Below are 18,733 nucleotides of genomic sequence, written 5' to 3'. Positions count from 1 at the left end.
CATGACACGTTCCGGCAAACAGCTTCTGGCCGCTCCTCTGGTCGCGCTCCTTCGAGCGAGCGCCGGTCTTTGCGAAGCCACGCGCCGCCTGTTCAGCTTCGCCTCCCTTGCGGCCCAACTGCGAGAGTCTCTGCCCAGCTCTACCGTCGTGCTCGGCAAGCAATGGGTCTACGGAACCCACCGCATTCGCTTCGGCGAGCACTGCCTGCTCTATCCCGGCACGCATCTTGAAACGCAGGAAGCCGCAGCCATCACTGTTGGCTCGGGCTGCGTACTTTCGCGCGGCGTCCACCTCGTCGCCATGGCTGGCGTAACCATCGGCGACGGCTCCATGATCGGCGAGTACGCCAGCCTGCGCGACGCAAACCACGTCCGCGTCGAAGGCATCCCTCTCCGCGACGCCGGTCACACGGCAAAGCCCATCGTGCTTGGCCGCGAAGTCTGGATCGGCCGCGGCGTCACCGTGCTCGGTGGTGTCACCATCGGCGACGGCGCCACCGTTGGCGCAAACGCCGTGGTGACAAAAGACGTCCCTGCCAACGCCGTCGTCGCAGGCGTTCCTGCAAGGCCAATCGGCGCTTCCGCGCAAGACCTACGAGGTGAACGCCTGTGACCTCCACCGCCGTGCAAGCCTCGCAAGAACTCAGCAGCATGTACCTTGTGTTGCCCGTGCCGTTCCGTCTCCACGAAGGCGAATTGTGGGTCGAGTCGCAGGCAGGTAACGGCCTTGATCGTTGGGCCGAATCCTTCAGCCCCCTTCGCATTGCCGCGCCTGTCATTCCGGAAAGCCTCATCCCTTCGCTCGCCGGCTTCACCTGGCGCAAGGTCAGCGAACTGCAGCACGCCGACCGCCTCCTCTGCGATCCATTGCCCTGGGCCTACTCGCCAAAAGAGTTCGCGAAGACCTACAAGACCACCCGCGCAACACTCGCCGAAGGCGTTCGCCAATCCAGACATCTGCAGTTTGCCATTGGTGGAACGGTCGGCGACTGGGCAGCGATCGCGGCTCTCGAAGCTATCGCGCAGAAGCGTACTTACTCCATCCATACCGACCGCGTAGAGCATGACCTGATCCGCAAAACCGCCATCGGAGCCAGCCTCGCGCGTCGTCTGCGCGTCGCCGTCGAAGCCCCGCTGATGGAGCGTTACCATCGCCACGTCATTCAGCACGCCACGCTCGGACTCTGGCACGGCGACGACTGCTTCCGCGCCTATGCCCCGTGGCTTCGCAAAGGCGCGAACCACCTTATCCACGACGTCCACACCAAACCCGCAGACCTCATCACCACCCAGCAACTCACCGCGAAGGTCGCGGACGCTCGCACCCGTAGCGGTCTTCGTGTCGTCTACGCTGGGCGTCTCGACGCCATGAAGGCCCCGCTTGAGTGGCTGGCATCTGTCGCAGAGGCCAGCAACCGCGGTGCTGAGCTTGACGCCATCTGGCTGGGTGAAGGTCCGCTGCATGACGAAGCTTTCGCCGAACGCAAGCGTCTCGGCCTCGAAGACATCGTGCAGTACCCCGGCTTCGTCGCCGACCGCGCCGTGCTGCTCGATCACCTCCGCAGCGCCGACGTCCTGCTCTTCACGCACATCACGCCGGAGTCCCCGCGCATCCTGCTTGAAACCCTCGTCACCGGCACGCCGATGCTCGGCTACCGCAACGCCTTCGCCGAAGATCTTCTCCAGGGCCACGGCGGTGGTGAGCTTGTCCCGATGCACGATACCGCCGCACTCGGCACGCTCCTTGCGGACCTCAGCCGTAACCGCGAGCAACTTGTCACGCTGATGCAGGCAGCCGCACAGAACGGTCAGCGCTTCACCGACGAAGCCGTCTTCGCCGAGCGCGCCGCGCTCATCCGCAAATATGCTTAGCTCAGACGGTTACTTGTACTCAAGCAGATCGGCCTTGCGGCCCGCCTTGCGATTGCGCGCAAAGCGAAGCTGACCGAAGTAGATCGGAATCTGCTGCAAGTGGGAGTGCGCTCCGTAAAGTAGCAGCGTCAGCTTGTTGCTGGACTTCCATCTCGCCTTCCACGCCGTCCGCAGCAGCAGCGCCAGCAGCAGCGCAGCGACCACAAGCAGCGGCCACGGCGAAAGAAACAGCAGCGAGACCACCAACCCAACCAGCGGCAGCCCCATCAGCAGCATGGCCCGCTTGCGGTTGCGCGCCACCTCATCCTGCCAGAACGGCGATCCGCTCTCGGCAAACCGTGCAGCCACCTCGGCATACGCATGTCCTGCCCGCTCCGCGCGCTGCCAGTATGAGCGAAACGAGCGCAGTGCAAGGTCATGCCCGGTCATCGGTTGGTCAACGTGCAGAATACGCTCGCCACGCGCTAGAATCCGGCGGCAAAGCTCCGGCTCCTCGCCCGCAATCAGCGTCTCGTCAAAGCCGTCCACCGCTAGCAGCGTGTTGCGCTGAAAGAGCGCATCGCCTCCGCAGAACGGCGTCCATCCCGGCGCGTAGATCCAGTCCAGGTCCATCACGCGGTTGTAGATCGTCTGCTCGGGATACAGCTCACGCCGATGCCCCCAGATCACCGCGGTCTCCGCGTCAGCAAACGACTGCGACGCCTCGGCCACGAACTCCGGGTGCAACACGGTATCGCCGTCGAGGAAGAGCACCACATCGCCCGTCGCGGCACGCCATCCGGCGTTGCGTCCGCGCGCAGCCGTAGGTTTTCCAGCAGGCAAGGGAATCGTCGTGAAGCCATTGCGCTCTGCAATAGCAAGGCTGTCATCGGTCGAACCCGAGTCGACGTAGAGATACTCGCTCTCCCAACCATCGTTGCGCATTGCGCGAACGCTCGCCAGGCAGCGCTCCAGCCGCGGGCCTTCGTTGCGCCCGATCACCACCACCGAAAGCCTGGCAATCTGGCTCATCGCGCCGAAACCTTGCGCGGCTTGATCACCGCCGGATTGCCCACCGCGATGTGGTTCGCTGGAACATCACACAGCACCACCGCGTTCGCGCCTATCGCAACATCGTCGCCGATCACGATCGGCCCCAGCAGCTTTGCCCCTGCGCCAACATCCACGCGATTGCCCAGCCTTGGTGAGCCGCGCAGCCCGCGGTTTTTCAGCCCCAGGGTCACGCCGTGGCGCAGCACGCAATCATCGCCCAGCACCGCATCGCCACTGATCACAATCGTTCCCGTGTGCTCCAGCACGAACCGCCGGCCGATCTGCACCTCGCACGGAATCTCCGCACCCAGCACGCAGTCAGCCCAGAACTTCATGAACTTATAGAGGAACGAAAACGGAACACGCAGCACGCGCGGCCGAATGCCATAGCGCCAGCGCCCGTAGCGGTAGACGACCATTACCCAGAAGCCTTGCCGCGTCCAGTCCCGGTTATGTGCTCGCCAGTCTTCGCGAATATGTTCAAACATGATGGGTACCGGGAACGACGTGGACTGGGTAGCAGACGTTTACCGTGTCTGCGTAAAACGAGGATACGCCGCATTTTCGGGGCGCTTGCGACGGCGACTGCGCGCCACAGGATCACCCGGCAGCACCAGTTCGCGTGTCGTTCCCGCCTCCAGCACCTGCCAGGATCCTTCATTGTCGCGCGGCTCACGTGGAACCCGGCGAGCATGATCCGCTTCGGCCTTGCGCACCGCGTTCTGGAAGATCACATCCGCGTTCTCCAGCTTCAGGTCCTTCACGACCGCACCCACGCCGCCAAGACCGATCCGCTCCAGAATCTCGCCTGCAAGCTGCAGATCATCGCGCGTCGTCACACCGCTCTCGTTTACCAGCACGGTGGCATCGCAGCGGCGAACCGCATACTCAGCTTCTCCGGAGATCGTCAGCGCCGGAGCATCGATCAGCACCAGGTCATAGTCGCGCTGCAGCCATGCCAGGCGCGCGGCGGCGTAGCCATCGGTGCCTTTCTCCGAGTACCGCGTGTCTTCGTCCATCGAAGGTCCGCGGCCATACGCCTCTTCGAAGTCCTTCTCCGCGCGCAGCAGCGTTTCGCTGTCAATCCAAAGCGCAGAGTATCCCAGGTCCTTCATCTTGAGCTGTAGATGGAAGACGAGGTCTTCGACATCTGTCTCCGGGTTTGGCGCAGTGAAGACAAACGTCCGCGCTCCGCCATTGCGATAGGAGTTTTCAATCGCCGCCGCCAGTCGCAGCAGGTACGAGTTGTGGACCGGCTCCGAAACCTCTGTAGCCACAGGCAGAACAGCCATCGGGCGGAAGCCCAGTATCTGCTCGATATCGCGACTCAGGAAGATGCGACGATCACGCGTATGCGCCAGCAGCGCTACAATCGCTCCAGCCAGAAGTCCCAGTGGGAAGGACGCCGCCGTAATCAGCTTGCGCTTGCCCGGAACGGGGCCCGGGGGCGTGCTCGCAGGCACAGCCACGCGAACCTGCGAGGGCGAACGCCGCTCCAGTTCGATCGTGCGTTCGCTCTCGTCAATCGCATTGGAACGCACCTGCAGCCGATCGATCTCGCTCGTCAGAGCAGCATACTGCTGTAGTTGCGGGGCCGCGGCAGCAGCGGTCGCACTCTGGCGCTCCATCTGTGCCTTCAGCGCAGCTTCCAGGCTCTTTGCACGCTCGTCCGAAGCCCGCTGGCGACGGCTATCGCGTTCGTTGTTCTCTTGTTCCAACCGCTCACTTGCGTTGGACAATGACTTTTCTGTCACGGCCAGCTCGGCCTGGTCTTGCTGATAAATTGGGTTCGCAGGCGTCATGCCAGCCATCTGGCTTTGCAGCTGCGCCTTGCGCGAACTCAGCGAGTTCACCAGGTTGCCGGTAGACGAAACCGCTCCACCACCCGACTGTTCGCCGTAGCCTCCGCCCTGCATCTGGCGGCTCTGCTGCAACGAATAAATCTGCTGGCGAATCAGGTTGACGTTCTCATCAAACGGGTTGCTGGCGTCCGTGTTCAGCCGTGCTACACCGAGTGCGGAGGAAAGCTGCGCCTGCTGCGCACGGGCCTTCACCAGCGCGTCCGTCACGCTATCTTTCTCACTGTTCAGCAACACAAGCTGCTGATCAATCGGCCCGGCAGCTTCTGTCTTCACCTGCTCGATGAACGCCTTTGACAATGCATTCAACGCCGCCGCAGTGCCTTCCGCGTCATCGCCCTGCAGATCGGCAACCAGCTGAAAGCTGCTGCCTGCGCGCTGCACCGTCAGCCCGCTGATCAGTCGAATCGCCGCCAGCCGAACCGGTTCTTTCTTCCCGCGCCACACACCTTCGGGAAGCGTCTTCACGGCCGTCTCAGCCACATCCACGCGCTGCATCGTCTGCATCAACTGCTGCAGCGTCGCGTTGTACTTGGCGTCGTCGTAGCCTTGCGTGTTGTTCGTGTTCAGCACATCGCGCTGCACCGGCGCGACATAGAAAACCGCCTCGGCCTCGTACTTCTTTGGCCGCGAAACGCCGTACGCCAGCACCAGCAGAAACACGCTCAGTCCCGCAACCCATGCAGCCTTGCGATGCATCGCATACGCTCGGCGGATGTCCAGCCGAAACGCCGCTGCGCCTGCGCTACGACCGGCACGCGCACCCGCTTCACCCGAGGCGAAGTCCTGGTCCGTTCCGCGGACGATCGTGCCGTTTTTGAGGTCGTTGCTCATCGTTTTAGTGCTGGTTCAGTAGAGCTGCGGTTGTGAAGATGGTTGCCAGCGGCGATAGCCGTTCAATCGTGTATGTCACAGAGTTGAAGCCACTCTGCGGGATATAAATAATGTCTCCGGCCTCGAGCTTCACCTCGGAGGTGCGCGGGCTCAGCACGTCTTTAAAGAGCACATCCTGCTCTTTGCCCGTTGTTGCGGAGATAATGCGAATCTTGGGGTCTTTGCCTGCCTGTGGCAGCAACCCGCCAGCGTCCGAAAGAATGCGTGCCAGCGTCGTCTGCTGCTCCAGCATCTGCGAACCCGGGCGCTGCACCTGTCCCAGCACCGAAACGAAGCGGTCCGTGCTGGAGGGAATGAACACAACATCGTCGCGCTTCAGGCGAATGTTCGCCAGCGGGCTTCCGCTCGCAATCAGCTTGCGAACCTCGAGCGTAATCGCCGTCTCGTTGCTGCGATAGATGATGGCTTTGTCCGGCATCGGATCGCTGCTTCCGCCACCGCTGTTGCCGCCATAGCCTCCGCCGCTTCGGCTGTTCAAGCCACCATGGGTCGCTCCACCGCCACGCGCCAGAACCTCCAGCAGCGTCGGTGTATGGTCAAACACCTGCATCCCCGGGGTCGAAATCGAACCCAGCAGAAGCACGCGGTTGGAGTTGTAGCCTTCCACCGTGACCGTCACAACAGGGAAGGTGTAGTACTTCAGCAGTGACTGGCGAATCGCTTCGGACGCCTGATCGCGCGTCTTATCTACCAGCACAATCGAGCCGACGAGCGGCATCGTAATGCTGCCATCCGGTCCGACAATCTGTTTGCTCGAAAGCTCCGGCCGTCCTTCGACCACCACGCTGATCGCATCGCCGCGCCCCAGTTGATACGGCTGGTTCTCTGCGGGCTGCGTCTGCAGCAGATCAGAGAAGACGCTTGCGGGAATCGCTCCACTCTCTGTCGAAGTCGGAGTCGTAAGCGGTGTGCTTTGGGAGTGCGCCTGCGCGCTGGCCGCAAACAGTGCAGCAAACATCACAGGAAGCGTGATGGCGCGTGCGGCGCGTTCGTGAATCCCGAAAGGCATGGACATATCTTAGGTGGCTGGCCCCGCAGTGAAACATCTGCTGAATCAAGTTGATTACGCAGACATGCGATCAACGGCCGGCAACGACTCCTCTGGGTACTGCTGAACTTTCTTCTCTTCCGGCGTCTTCTGCTCATACAGCAGCGAGCGAAGTGCGGAAGCATCAAGCACCCGGCGAACGCTGCCGCTCGGGCTGACAAGGTAGAAATCGAGACCTCGACTATGCAGGCTGCGGCGTGCATCCAGCAGGCAGCCCAGTCCATCCGCGCCAACCTGCGAAGCATCCGCAAGGTCGATCGTGACGTTATCGCCACGGCGAATGGCATCGGAAACGATATCGCGCATCTGTCCGCACAGCGGCCCGGTCAGCGCGCCACGCACCTGTGCGACCAGGTGTCCGCGCTCTTGGTCGATGCGGATCATGTCGCCCTTGCTGCGCTTCTTCTGCATCCGCTGCGCGATCACTTCGCGCGGCAGATAGCGCAGCAGCGCGCCAAAATCATGGGCATAGCGAGGCAGCAGACGTGCGGGCTCCTGCATCATGCGGTACGCCCACTCCATATTCAGCGCCTGCACCCACTTGGGCGCGCGCTTCAACGTCCCTGCAATCATCTCCAGCGTTCCGCCGATACCGATCGCAATCGGCACGCGCAGCTGCTCCAGATGGCGATGGATCCAGAACTCCTGCTTCGGATTGCCAAACGCCACCAGCAGAATATGCGGATGCGCGGCATGGACCCGACGCAGAATCTCGGTGTTGTCCATCTTGTCCAGCGATGCGGGCGGCGGGGCATACTGTCCTACAAAGTTCACGCCAGGGAAGCGCGCACTGAGCACGCGCATGGACTCCTGCGCGCTGGCATCGGACGAGCCAAGCAGAAAGATGCCATAGCCTTTTTCGGCTGAAAGCTTTGCGAGTTCTACCGTAAGGTCTGAACCGGCAACGCGTTCCCGCAGCGGGCGGTCCATCAGTTTTGAGGCCCACACCAGCGGGAAGCCATCCGGTAGCACCATCGCGCAATCGCAGATCACGCGGTGCAGTTCCGGGTTGCGGCGAGCGTTGCGAACGAAGTCCAGATTCGCTGTCGCAATCTGATACGTTCCACCGGAGCGGATGCGCGACTCAATGCTCGCGACTGCGCGATCCATCGCAACATTGCAGATGGGTAGTCCGAAGAGGGACACAACTCTAGAGTTTCGACGCATCATCGTAGACAGATTCCGGTAGAAAAAACGTTCAGTACCGCAGAGTAATGATGGTTCCACGAGTGAGGCAACGATCCCATGCCACTTTGCACGCAGGGACACTCACCCGTTGGTAACCATTTGTCCGTATTTTGGACAGAAACGTAAGGGAAACGTTTCCTTTGGCCCGTTCTGCCATCTTTGTGGCAGGGATTTAGGCTGATTCTAGCAACGCTGAAACGCTATACAGGCCCTGCAGCCCTGGCTGCCGCACCCGCATCGCAAAGTCGTTTTGATACGCCAAACTTCCTTGAAAACCTGTTGGAAGAGATAAAGGTTGCGTCCGAAAATCGACAGTTTTCCATAAGCCAAGCAGCGCCGCAGGCTCCGCAATTCCTCGGCCCACGCACTTTGCCACAGCTTCTCGTTCGCACCACAGTAGCAGAAAGCTCCGCATCCGGCTTTCGTCGTCGGGCGAGGCTTCCAGTTCGCGCACATTGGCCTCACTGAACGCTGTGCGTGCAATGTCGAGCACCTCCAGCGTCATGTCCTCGCGTTCCAGGTCGACACCCACGGCCACGTTTCGCGATATCGCGCAGCCCACCAGCCCACGCGTATGCGACAGGCTGAAGCTCAATCCCTCACACTCGGGTTTCCCGCCAGCGGCAATTCGTACGGCAATTTCCTGTGGGCGACAGCCCAGCAGCTTGCCCGCAATCGTGCGAAAAAGCAGCCGCGTCCACACGAACTCCGCTCGTGGTTCCTGGCGAACAAACCGCACTGCCCGTTGCTGTTCTTCAGCGGGCAGCAGAGCTGTTGCCCGCTGCAACTCTTCTTCTGTCGCATCTGCAATCGGCAGCAACGCCAACAGGATGACGTCGTCCTCGAGCATGCCTGGCAAAACGGGCACCGCAGGCAGAAAACTCATACCGTCCGCCCCCTCTGTCTCTGCCCGCAAGGTGGCATTGCAGATACCCACCCTGGCTGCAACGATAGCCATGCGCTGTAGCATGAAGCCAGGCCGCTCTCGCCCCAGTTTGTCACCATGCAAATCATTGTCCTTCTTCCGTGTCTGATTTGCATTCATTGCGCTCTTCCGGCGCCCGCTGCCTCACGTCTTCCTCAGCGTGTACCTTCCGCTCTTCATTCTTTTCCCGTCCTATTACTTCTGGAAAGTCGCTGCTCTGCCGCCGATCACGGTGGGCCAGTCGGCGCTGATTCCTATCGGTATCGCCATCCTTCTCAAGCTGATGCCGCGTTGGCGCTGGACCACGGCCGATCTCTGGATCGCGCTCTTCATGCTCAGCACCTGTGTCACGGACTATCGTAACGGCCACACCACGGGCTCCATCTTTGACCTCTTCAACAACCTCGTCGAAGGCGTCATCCCCTACATGATCGGCAAGACGCTGATCGAGCAGGCCGGGCTTCGTCTCGAAACCGCTCGCCGCGTCGTCAAGCTCATGATCGTCTGCGCGCTCATCTCGTTTTATGAGTACCGCATGAGCATCAACCCCTTTACGCTCGTCTGGGGTCGCTTCTTCCCCAACGAGTCTTTCGCGTGGAAGACGCAACTGCGCTGGGGCTTTGGCCGCGTCTCCGGTCCCTACGGTCAATCGGAACTCGCCGGCCTCGTCATCCTCTTCGCCATCATGCTCGCCGTCTGGCTGGCTTACGCGAAGCCCTGGCCGGAAAAGCTTCCGTGGTTCAACCATCCGCTCAACGTCAAGACGCTCATCTTCATGGTGCTCTTCGTCTTCCTCTTCACCACGCAGGCCCGTGGTCCGTGGCTCGGCTGTGTCTTCGCTTTGCCCATCGCTTTTATCGGCAAGAGCAAGCGCATCTGGCGCAACAGCCTTCTCTTTGCGCTCGTTGCCTTACCGCTGCTCGGCGTAGGGTACGTTGCTGCGAAGAAGTTCGTCAGCGACCCCAACCCCGCCAGCAACGAAGCCCAGACCGCGCAGTACCGTCAGCAACTCCTCGATAACTACATTCCCATCGCCAAGCAGGGCGGCGCTTTTGGCTGGGGACAGGACTTCCCGCGCGCCCCCGGCCAGGACTCCATCGACAACGAGTACCTCTTCGTCTGGCTCGTGCAGGGCTGGGTCGGCGCAGGCGCGATGTGCCTGCTCGCCGCTGAGTGCCTCGTCCGTCTCATCCTCGCCGCTGTTGTGGCGAAGAACCGCATGGACCGCTTCTTCGCCTACTCGCTCTTCGGGGCCTTCGCAGGCATCCTGCTCACCATCGCGACCGTCTTCCTTGGCAACCAGCCGTATCAGCTCTTTTTCCTCATCGCTGGCTGGTCGCAGGTCCTCAACCGCGTCAACCCCGTCGAGCGCCATCTGGAGTTCAACCATGTTCTCGCGTAGAAGCCTCGCTCTGCTGGCGTTGTCCGCGTTCGCCTCCGTTGGCGTCAGCGAAGCGCAGGACGCTACCACCATCCGTGTCACACCGCGCGTGCTGCACTCCGGCGTCAAGCGTTTCGGCATCAACCTCAGCGGACAGACCTTCTACGACTCCGGCCAGATGGCGCGCAACCTCATCCAGCGCAACCCTGGCTTCGAAGGCGAAACCTGGCAGACGATCCTCCGCTGCAAACACTTCGGCCAGTCCTCCTGCTCGGACGAAAACCCCTACACCGTCTGGCCCGACCACTTTCTCGATGGCGCCTGGGTCCAGGTCCTCAGCGGCCCCGCCGCAGGAGCCATCTCCCGCGTCACGGACAGCCACGCCGCCACGCCTCCGCTCGGCTACTCGCTCGCCTTCAACACGCTCGACCGCGAGCCCCAGGACAACGACTTCCTGCTCGTCCGCGCCGACAAGCCCGGCGACCCCACCGCCGGCTGGTGGACAAGCTTCGCCTGCGGAGCCACAGCCGTCGCCGAACGCGGCGATCTGCCTCCCGGCAGCGCCTCGCATCAGGCCGTTCGCGTCAACGCAGCCGGTGCCTGCGGCCACGCGGAACTCGCCAGCTACTTCGACACCCTCGAAACGCACTCCTTCGTTCATCTGCACGGCACCTACACGCTCAGCTTCCGCGCCAAAGCCGCTGGCGGAGCCAACACCCTTCGCCTCGCGCTCGATCGTCTGGACACGCATCACGGCGCGGCGCACTTCTTCGAGAAGTCCATCCCCTTGACGCCCGCCTGGCACCTGTACACCTTCAGCTTCCGCGCCGACGACAAGCCCGGCGCGCTCGGCAGCGTGCGACTCCAGTTCGTGCTCGACAACTCCTCTGCTCTGCTCGACGACGTCAGTCTCACCCCCGCCCGCACCCCCGGCAACCCCACCGCCTTCCGCGACGAAGTCGTCTCTGCCCTCCGCGAAGCGCACCCCGGCATCCTCCGCTTCATGGATAACGGCAGCAACTTCGGCGCCTCGCTCGACGACCTCCTCGCGCCCTCCTTCTCCCGCCGCCGCACCGGCTACAGCACGCAGGACAAGACCCACGAAGACATCGCCTACTCCGTGCCGGAGGTGCTCGAACTCGCACAGGCCATCGGTGCCGAACCATGGATCTCTCTCCCCGCAGGCTTCTCGCCGTGGGAGATGCAGGGCCTGATCGAGTTCCTCTCCGCCCCCGCCAGCACCCGTTACGGCGGCCGCCGTGCCGCGCTCGGTCACGCCAAACCCTGGACCGACGCCTTCCCCGTTATCCACCTCGAACTCGGCAACGAGCAGTGGAACTCCATGTCCTTCTCCGGTGCCGCGCTGCACGACCCCACCGCCTACGGTCAGCGCATCGCCAGCGTCTACCGCGCCGCCCGCACCTCGCCTTACTTCCATCCGCAGCGCTTTGATCTCATCGCAGGCTCATGGTTCGCCGTGCCGTGGTGGACCGAGCAGGAAGCTCGCGCCGCCAACGGGCAGGCAGACTCCTTCTCCGTCGCGCCCTATCTCTTCAGCGAGTTCAACGACGCCGCCAGCCGCGAATCCATCTTCGGCTCCATGTTCGCGCAGCCCTCGGAGTGGGACACCTCCGGCGGCGGCCTCGCGCAGCAACGCGCCGCTCTTGAGAAGGCCGCGCACGGCAAGCGTCTGAACGTCTACGAGGTCAACCTCGGCACCGCCACCGGTTCGCCGAACATCACGCAACAGCAGATCGACCAGACCGTGCCTTCGCTCGGCGGCGGTCTCGCCGTCGCCGACCACATGCTGCTGATGCTGCGCGAGCAGGGCATCACCGACCAGTGCTTCTTCGCTCTGCCGGAGTACGCCAACGGCTTCACCTCCAGGGGTGGCCCCAAGCGCAACACGCCCCTCTGGGGCGGTGTGGTCGACATGGGCGGAGCCACCAACCTCCGCCGCCCCGGCTTCCTCGCCCTCAGTGCCATCAACCGCGCCCTGCTTGGCAACATGGTCGCAACCGAGTCCACCGGGGCAAACCCCACCTGGCATCAGCCCGCCAGCACCAACGACAAGATCGCCGCTGGCGACATTCCTCTGCTGCAGAGCTTCGCCTTTGCTGACGGGGCGAAGCACTCGCTCGTCGTCTTCAACCTCAGCCGCGACCGCGCTCTGCCTGTGCATCTCGCTGGCATCGTGGCCAATCGCAACGGCGTGCAGGTCACCACGCTCACCGCCGACCACATCGAAGACTCCAACGAAAACGGCGAGCACGTAAAGCTTCGCGACACGGCAGAGAAGAGCATCGACGCCGCAGCCACGCTACCGCTGTCGCCCTTCTCCATGACCGTCTTTAGCTGGACGCAGCCGTAGTTGCAACTCTCTGCAACAGCTCCAGCATCGCGCCTTCACTCTCCGCAAAGTGCGAAAAATGGTTACCCGGCAACGTCTCCACACGAAACGTCCTCGCCGTAAACTCGCGCCACGCCTCTGCCTTGTCCTCCGGCACTGCGGGGTCAGAAGCCGCACGCACCACCACCACCGGCACCTGCAACCGCTCCGTAAACTTCGCCGCGTCCGCGCTGTCGACCAGCGCCAGGTCCGCCCGCAGCAGCGGCATGTAATGCGCCCGCAGCTCCGGGTCAGCTATCAGCATCGTGCCCGAGTTCCCGCCGAACCGCGCATCCAGCGCGCCCGCCAGCTCCTCGTCGCTCATCTCCGAAAGCTGGGGAAACACCGGCACCGTCCCCGGCGCACCTCGCCCGGAAAGCACCACCGCCAGCGGAGCAGGCAGACCCTGCTGCTGAATCTTCTGCGCCCACAGCGCCGCCAGCAACGCCCCCATGCTGTGTCCAAAGATCACGTACGGCACTTGCAGATGCTCGACCAGCGCCGCGTGCATCATCTCCACCAGCGCACTGGCATTGGTGGCTGCTGGCTCCGTCATCCGCGCATCGCGCCCCGGCAACTGCACCGGGCAAACGTTCAGCCCGCCCAGCGCCCGACGCCACCGATAAAACCCCGCAGCCCCGCTTCCCGCATGGGGCAAACAGAAAAGGTTTGGCGCACCGGGAGTCGCAGGCGTCAGGTTCCGAAGTTGTATCCAGGGGCTCACGCTCTCCAGTCTAGAATCTAGCCATCCGGTGCGCCTGCACCTGTCGCCAGGAGAAGTCGTGCTGCACGTTGCCTTTGCCCTCATCGCCGCGCTCCTCCTGCTGCCCACCCTTCCCCTCGTCGTGGAGCTGCTTGCGCTTTCGCTCGCCGCCCTTTGGCCCGCAACACCCATTGTGGCCAAGGACTCCGAAGCCTTCCGGCTTGCCGTCATCATTCCCGGTCACAACGAAGAAAAGCTCATCACCGCCTGCGTGCAAAGCGTCCTCGCGGCCGGCGTCTCGCCTGCACTCACCCTCGTCATCGCGCACAACTGCTCTGACGCCACGGCCCAGCAAGCCTTCGCCGCCGGAGCCACCGTGCTCCCGCTGCAGGACGACGGCAGCCGGGGAAAAGGGGCTGCCCTCTTCTACGGCTTCGCGCAAGCCCTCGACCGCCACGCCGACGCCGTCATGGTCGTCGACGCAGACTCCCAGGTCACGCCACAGCTCATCGCCCAGGCCTGTGCCGCCTTCGCTGCCGGAGCCGACGCGGTGCAGGCCCGCTACATCGCCGCCGGAGCCCAGGACAACGACCGCCAGCGCCTGCTCGCGCTCGGCCTCTACGGCTTCAACGTGCTGCGCCCCCGTGGCCGCGCCAACCTCGGGCTCTCCTGCGGCATCTTCGGCAACGGCTTCGCGCTCTCGGCAGACACGCTCCGCGCCTTGCCCTACACCGCCCACTCGCTCGTCGAAGACCTCGAGTATCACCTCTGCCTCGTCCGCGCAGGCCGCAAGGTCACCTTCCTCGACGCCGCCGAAGTCCACGGCGAAGTGCCCGACAACAACGCCGCCGCAGGCACGCAGCGCGCTCGCTGGGAGGGGGGGCGCTCCGCCATGCGCCGCCAGTTCGCCGGGCCGCTCTTCCGCGAAGTCCTCCGTGGCCGCCCTGCTCTGCTGGAGCCTCTGCTCGACCTCCTCGCCTTGCCCGTAGGTTCGGCCGTTCCACTGCTGGTGCTCGGCCTGCTCTTTCCCGTCGGCATCACACGCGCCTACGCTGCGCTCGGCCTCTTCAGCATCGTGCCCTATGTCGTCGTCTCAGCGTTCCTCTCGCAGCAGCCTGCTGCCATGTTCCGCGCTCTTCTGAGCGTGCCAAAGTACCTCTTCTTCAAGCTGGTTCTCCGCAAGCAGACCCGCGCCGCCGCCGACGGCTCCGCCAGCTGGGTTCGCACCGAGCGCAACCAGTAGCCACGGCCTTTCCGCAGCTTCAGGGAAGCGCTCCTAAACCCCCGCGGAAGTATCCAATTTAGAAATAAATTCGCATTTGAATCTTCCGTTGTGATACACATCCTCTGCCCGGCTATTTGCCCGGCGGAGGCCTCATGCGGATCGCGCTGTTCATCACCTGTTACAACGACACCCTCTTTCCCAACACAGGAAAGTCTGTCGTTCGGGTGCTTGAGCGCCTCGGCCACGAGGTCACTTTTCCCGCCGGTCAGACCTGCTGCGGACAGATGCACTACAACACCGGGTACCAGGAAGACGCACTTCCGCTGCTCCCGCGCTTTATCGACCAGTTCTGGGACGCCGACGCCGTCGTCGTCCCGTCTTCCAGCTGCGTCGCCATGATGCGCGACCACTACCCCGGCATGGCGAAGACCCTCGATGCCACCGGCTCGCACCCCGGCATCGTGCAGCGCACCGCCGCCATCCTCGAACGCGTCTTCGAGTTCTCTGAGCTCCTCACCAAACGCCTCGGCGTCACGAACGTCGGCGCCTACTTCCCCCATCGCGTCACCTGCCACCCCAGCTGCCACGGCCTCCGCGGCCTCGGCCTCGGCGACGGCCCCACCGAACTCCTGCGCAACGTCCGCGGTATCGACCTCGTTCAACTCGAACGCGCCGACCAGTGCTGCGGCTTCGGAGGCACCTTCGCTGTCAAGAACGGGGCCGTCTCCAGCGCCATGCTGGCCGACAAAGTGAACGCCGTGCTCAACACCCGCGCCGAGTTCTGCACCGCCACCGACAACAGCTGCCTCATGCACATGGAGGGCGCGCTGCACCGTCAGCAGACCGGCGTTCAGGCCATGCACCTCGCTGAAATTCTCGCCTCCGACGAATCTGATCCGGAGGCACGATGAGCGATCACGCCCTCGACCCGCGCACTGCGGCCCCATTTCCCATCATCGCGGCCAAAGCCGTAGCCGATTCGCAGCTACGCAAGAACGTCCGCCACGCCACCGACGTCATCCAGGCCAAACGCGCTCGTGTCGTCGGCGAACTGCCGGAGTGGCAGGATCTCCGCTCGGCCGGCGAAGCCATCCGCCGCCACAGCATGGCAACGCTCAGCGAAAACCTCCAGCGCTTTGAAGCCAACTGCATTCAGGCTGGCGGACAGGTCCACTGGGCGCGGAACTCGGAAGAAGCCAACGCCATCGTCATTCGGCTCGTAACCGAAGCCTTGCATCGCTTCGAAGCCCAGCCCGAAGTTCTCAAAATCAAGTCGATGACCACCGAGGAGATCGGCCTCAATCGCGCTCTCGAGCGCGCTGGCATCCACCCCTACGAGACGGACCTCGCCGAACTCATCGTGCAGCTCGGCAAAGACCAGCCTTCGCATCTTGTCGTGCCTGCATTGCATAAGAATCGTCAGCAGATCCGCGAGATCTTCCGCCGCGAGATGGGCCTTACCGACCTCAGCGACGATCCCATCGAACTCGCCGGGGCCGCTCGCCTCTACCTCCGCGAACGCTTCCTGCGCGTCCCCGTCGCCGTCAGCGGTGCCAACTTCCTGCTCGCCGACACTGGCGGCGTCTGCGTCGTCGAAAGCGAAGGCAACGGCCGCATGTGCCTCACGCTGCCGAAGACGCTCATCACCATCGCGGGCATCGACAAGGTGCTGCCCAGCTACAGCGACCTCGACGTCGTCCTGCAGACGCTCCCTCGCAGCGCCACCGGCGAGCGCATGAACCCATACAACTCCATCTGGACCGGCGTTCGCGAAGGCGACGGCCCGCAGGAGTTCCACGTCATCCTGCTCGACAACGGCCGCACCGACGTCCTTGCCGACGAGCACGGCCGCCAGACGCTGCACTGCATCCGTTGCGGGGCTTGCCAGAACGCCTGCCCTGTCTACAAACAAACCGGCGGCCACGCCTACGGCAGCGTCTACTCCGGCCCCATCGGTGCCATCCTCACGCCGCAGTTGATGCACCTGGAGCACGCACAATCGCTGCCGTACGCCAGTTCGCTCTGCGGTGCCTGCTATGAGGTTTGCCCGGTCAAGATCAACATCCCCGAAGTGCTCGTGCATCTTCGCCACGAAGTCGTTCTCCGCAAATCCTCGTTCGCTCCCGAAGCCGTCGCCATGAAGACCGCAGGCCTTCTCTTCCGCAGCGAACGCCGCTTCCGCGCCGCGCAACGTCTCGGCCGCATCACCCAGCGTGTGCTCGAGCGCGAAGACCCCACCGGCGAGCGCTGGGTCTCCTGGCTCCCCGGCCTCCTCGGCCAGTGGACCGCCACCCGCGACCTCCCCGGCATGCCTAGTCAAACCTTCCGCGAATGGTGGGAGCAGCGCGACCAGAAGGAGCCGCGTTCATGAGCGCACGCGCAGACATTCTCGCCGCCATCACCCGAGCCAACACCACAGCCCACGCTGCGGAGGCCGCCATTCCCCGCGACTATCGCGCCGCCAGCGAAAGCTCTCGCGAAGCCGTCCTGGAAAAGTTCATCGACCGCCTCCTCGACTACGACGCGCACGTTCTCCGCTGCACTTCGGCAGAGGTCGCGCAGACCGTCGCGGCTGCTATCTCTGCATCAGCCGCCAGCCGCGTCGGCCTGCCTGCTGGTTTCCCGCAGGCCTGGCGTCCCGCAGACGTTGCTTTTATTGACGACGCCGCACTCACGCACGCGGAGTTGGACACACTCGACGGCGTCCTCACGCTCTGCACCGTCGGCATCGCAGAAACCGGCACCCTCGTTCTGCAGCACGGCCCTGCTGAAGGCCGCCGCGCGCTCACCCTGGTGCCGGACACGCATCTCTGCGTCATCCGCACCGGCCAGGTTGTCGCCACCGTGCCTGAAGCCATTGCGCGCCTCGCGCCCACGGCAACCATGCCGACAACCTTCGTCTCCGGCCCCTCGGCGACGGCAGATATCGAAATGACACGAGTCAAAGGCGTACACGGACCCCGGTTCCTGTACGTGATTTTGGTGGAAAAAGAAGGGACATGACACAGATGGACGCCACACAAAGCAACGCGCAGCAACGGGTCTTCGCAGCGCTCGACCGCTTCAAAATCGAAATCCCTTCCTGGGGCTTTGCCAACACTGGCACGCGCTTCGGCAAGTTCGTTCAGCCCGGCGCAGCGAACACCATCGCAGAGAAGTTCGCCGACGCGGGCGAAGTGAATCGCCTCACCGGCTGCACTCCCACGGTCGCGCTGCACGTCCTCTGGGACCTCCCCAACGGCCTCGCGGACGTCGACAGCATCAAGTCGCTTGCCGCAGCCAACGGCATCGCCCCCGGCTCCATCAATCCCAACCTCTTCCAGTTGCAGGAGTACAAGTTCGGCTCCATCGCCAACCCAGACGCGGGCATCCGCAAGCAGGCCGTTGACCACGTCATCGAGTCCATCAAAATCTCTGCCGCGCTCAACTCCCGCGACATCTCCATGTGGATCTCCGACGGCTCTAACTATCCCGGCACACAGAGCATGCGCCGCCGCATCGGCTGGCTCGAAGACTCCCTCGCCGCTTCCTACGCGGCCATGGTTCCCGGCCAGCGAATGCTCATCGAGTACAAGCCCTTCGAGCCCGCTTTCTATCACACTGACGTGGCCGACTGGGGCATGGCCGCCCACCTCTCGCAGTTCTGCGGCCCGCAGGCCAAGGTCCTGGTCGACACCGGCCACCACGCTCCCGCCACCAACATCGAGCAGATCGTCTGCTGGCTCATCCACACCAACGCCCTCGGTGGCTTCCACTTCAACGACCGCAAGTACGCCGACGACGACCTCACGCTCGGCTCCATCGACCCCTACCAGCTCTTCCGCATCTTCCACGAGTTGCACAGCGCGGGCCCTGGCGCCGACAACGACGTCGCCTACATGATCGACCAGAGCCACAACATGAAGGGCAAGATCGAGGCGATGATCCAGAGCGTGATGGCCGCGCAGGACCTCTACGCCCGTGCCGCGCTCATTGACCAGGAAAAGCTCGCCGATCTGCAGCAGTCCTGCAGCCTCGTCGATGCCGAAGAGCTCTTCCGCGAAGCCTTCTGGACCGACGTCCGCCCGCTCGTCAAGGCGTGGCGCAAGCAGCACGGTCTGCACGAAAACCCGCTGCAGGCGCTCAACGAAGGCGGCTATGTCGAGCGCATCAGCCAGGAACGCGCCGCAGCCAACAGTGGCGCAGTCGGCAGCTACGCCTAGCCTGCGTCGTAGGGT

General features: G+C 63.5%; 16 protein-coding genes. 9 read left to right on the top strand and 7 right to left on the bottom strand.

Features of this window, described 5'->3' with window-relative positions; all coding sequences use genetic code 11:
• Position 1 precedes the first annotated feature (1 nt).
• Together PW792_15930 and PW792_15925 are read left to right on the top strand one after the other, a co-directional pair.
• The gene (locus tag PW792_15930; GenBank protein ID MDE1163413.1) at positions 2-613 is read left to right on the top strand and encodes an acyltransferase; all 612 of its coding nucleotides are present in this window, start codon (positions 2-4) and stop codon (positions 611-613) included.
• The gene (locus PW792_15925) at positions 610-1,872 is read left to right on the top strand and encodes a glycosyltransferase (GenBank protein MDE1163412.1); all 1,263 of its coding nucleotides are present in this window, start codon (positions 610-612) and stop codon (positions 1,870-1,872) included. Before PW792_15930 ends, PW792_15925 begins: the two co-directional genes overlap by 4 nt.
• A 9-nt stretch (positions 1,873-1,881) precedes the next feature.
• Here PW792_15925 and PW792_15920 read toward each other — a convergent pair whose 3' ends face one another.
• From PW792_15920 to PW792_15895, 6 genes are all read right to left on the bottom strand, one after another.
• Complete coding sequence (locus PW792_15920) at positions 1,882-2,883, bottom strand: glycosyltransferase (GenBank protein ID MDE1163411.1); 1,002 nt, start codon at positions 2,881-2,883, stop codon at positions 1,882-1,884.
• A complete protein-coding gene (locus PW792_15915; protein ID MDE1163410.1) occupies positions 2,880-3,392 on the bottom strand; it encodes a serine acetyltransferase in 513 nt (170 codons plus the stop codon). The genes PW792_15920 and PW792_15915 overlap by 4 nt, the downstream gene beginning before the upstream one ends.
• Before the next feature lie 39 nt (positions 3,393-3,431).
• Positions 3,432-5,597: a hypothetical protein gene (locus PW792_15910; GenBank protein ID MDE1163409.1), complete on the bottom strand. Its 2,166-nt coding sequence runs from the start codon at positions 5,595-5,597 to the stop codon at positions 3,432-3,434.
• Positions 5,598-5,601: 4 nt separating this feature from the next.
• Positions 5,602-6,666 (bottom strand): polysaccharide export protein, encoded by a 1,065-nt coding sequence (locus PW792_15905; protein ID MDE1163408.1) that lies wholly within the window; start codon positions 6,664-6,666, stop codon positions 5,602-5,604.
• 54 nt (positions 6,667-6,720) lie between these two features.
• Positions 6,721-7,815, bottom strand: coding sequence for a WecB/TagA/CpsF family glycosyltransferase (locus tag PW792_15900; protein MDE1163407.1), 1,095 nt, complete (start codon positions 7,813-7,815; stop codon positions 6,721-6,723).
• Between the two features lie 250 nt (positions 7,816-8,065).
• A complete protein-coding gene (locus tag PW792_15895; GenBank protein MDE1163406.1) occupies positions 8,066-8,938 on the bottom strand; it encodes a 4'-phosphopantetheinyl transferase superfamily protein in 873 nt (290 codons plus the stop codon).
• A 40-nt stretch (positions 8,939-8,978) separates the two neighbouring features.
• On the opposite strand from PW792_15895, the gene PW792_15890 reads away from it, so the two are divergent.
• Both PW792_15890 and PW792_15885 read left to right on the top strand, forming a co-directional pair.
• A complete protein-coding gene (locus PW792_15890) occupies positions 8,979-10,220 on the top strand; it encodes an O-antigen ligase family protein (protein MDE1163405.1) in 1,242 nt (413 codons plus the stop codon).
• Positions 10,207-12,570, top strand: a complete 2,364-nt coding sequence (locus PW792_15885) for a hypothetical protein (protein ID MDE1163404.1) — start codon at positions 10,207-10,209, stop codon at positions 12,568-12,570. The genes PW792_15890 and PW792_15885 overlap by 14 nt, the downstream gene beginning before the upstream one ends.
• Here PW792_15885 and PW792_15880 read toward each other — a convergent pair.
• Positions 12,551-13,312, bottom strand: a complete 762-nt coding sequence (locus tag PW792_15880) for an alpha/beta fold hydrolase (GenBank protein MDE1163403.1) — start codon at positions 13,310-13,312, stop codon at positions 12,551-12,553. The two genes, PW792_15885 and PW792_15880, sit on opposite strands and share 20 nt — an antisense overlap.
• A 58-nt stretch (positions 13,313-13,370) precedes the next feature.
• Between PW792_15880 and PW792_15875 the strand changes: the two genes are divergently transcribed.
• The 5 genes from PW792_15875 to PW792_15855 all read left to right on the top strand — a co-directional run bounded on the left by PW792_15875 (position 13,371) and on the right by PW792_15855 (position 18,718).
• The gene (locus PW792_15875; GenBank protein MDE1163402.1) at positions 13,371-14,534 is read left to right on the top strand and encodes a glycosyltransferase; all 1,164 of its coding nucleotides are present in this window, start codon (positions 13,371-13,373) and stop codon (positions 14,532-14,534) included.
• A gap of 134 nt (positions 14,535-14,668) precedes the next feature.
• A complete protein-coding gene (locus PW792_15870; GenBank protein MDE1163401.1) occupies positions 14,669-15,427 on the top strand; it encodes a (Fe-S)-binding protein in 759 nt (252 codons plus the stop codon).
• Complete coding sequence (locus PW792_15865) at positions 15,424-16,887, top strand: LutB/LldF family L-lactate oxidation iron-sulfur protein (protein ID MDE1163400.1); 1,464 nt, start codon at positions 15,424-15,426, stop codon at positions 16,885-16,887. The genes PW792_15870 and PW792_15865 overlap by 4 nt, the downstream gene beginning before the upstream one ends.
• A complete protein-coding gene (locus PW792_15860; GenBank protein ID MDE1163399.1) occupies positions 16,884-17,519 on the top strand; it encodes an LUD domain-containing protein in 636 nt (211 codons plus the stop codon). Before PW792_15865 ends, PW792_15860 begins: the two co-directional genes overlap by 4 nt.
• Positions 17,516-18,718 carry a TIM barrel protein gene (locus PW792_15855; GenBank protein MDE1163398.1) on the top strand — a complete coding sequence of 401 codons (1,203 nt, stop codon included), beginning with the start codon at positions 17,516-17,518 and terminating at the stop codon, positions 18,716-18,718. The genes PW792_15860 and PW792_15855 overlap by 4 nt, the downstream gene beginning before the upstream one ends.
• Positions 18,719-18,733 lie beyond the last annotated feature (15 nt).

This window comes from Acidobacteriaceae bacterium (genome assembly GCA_028283655.1).
GTDB lineage: Bacteria > Acidobacteriota > Terriglobia > Terriglobales > Acidobacteriaceae > Granulicella.
This window is presented reverse-complemented; position numbering and strand designations above follow the sequence as displayed.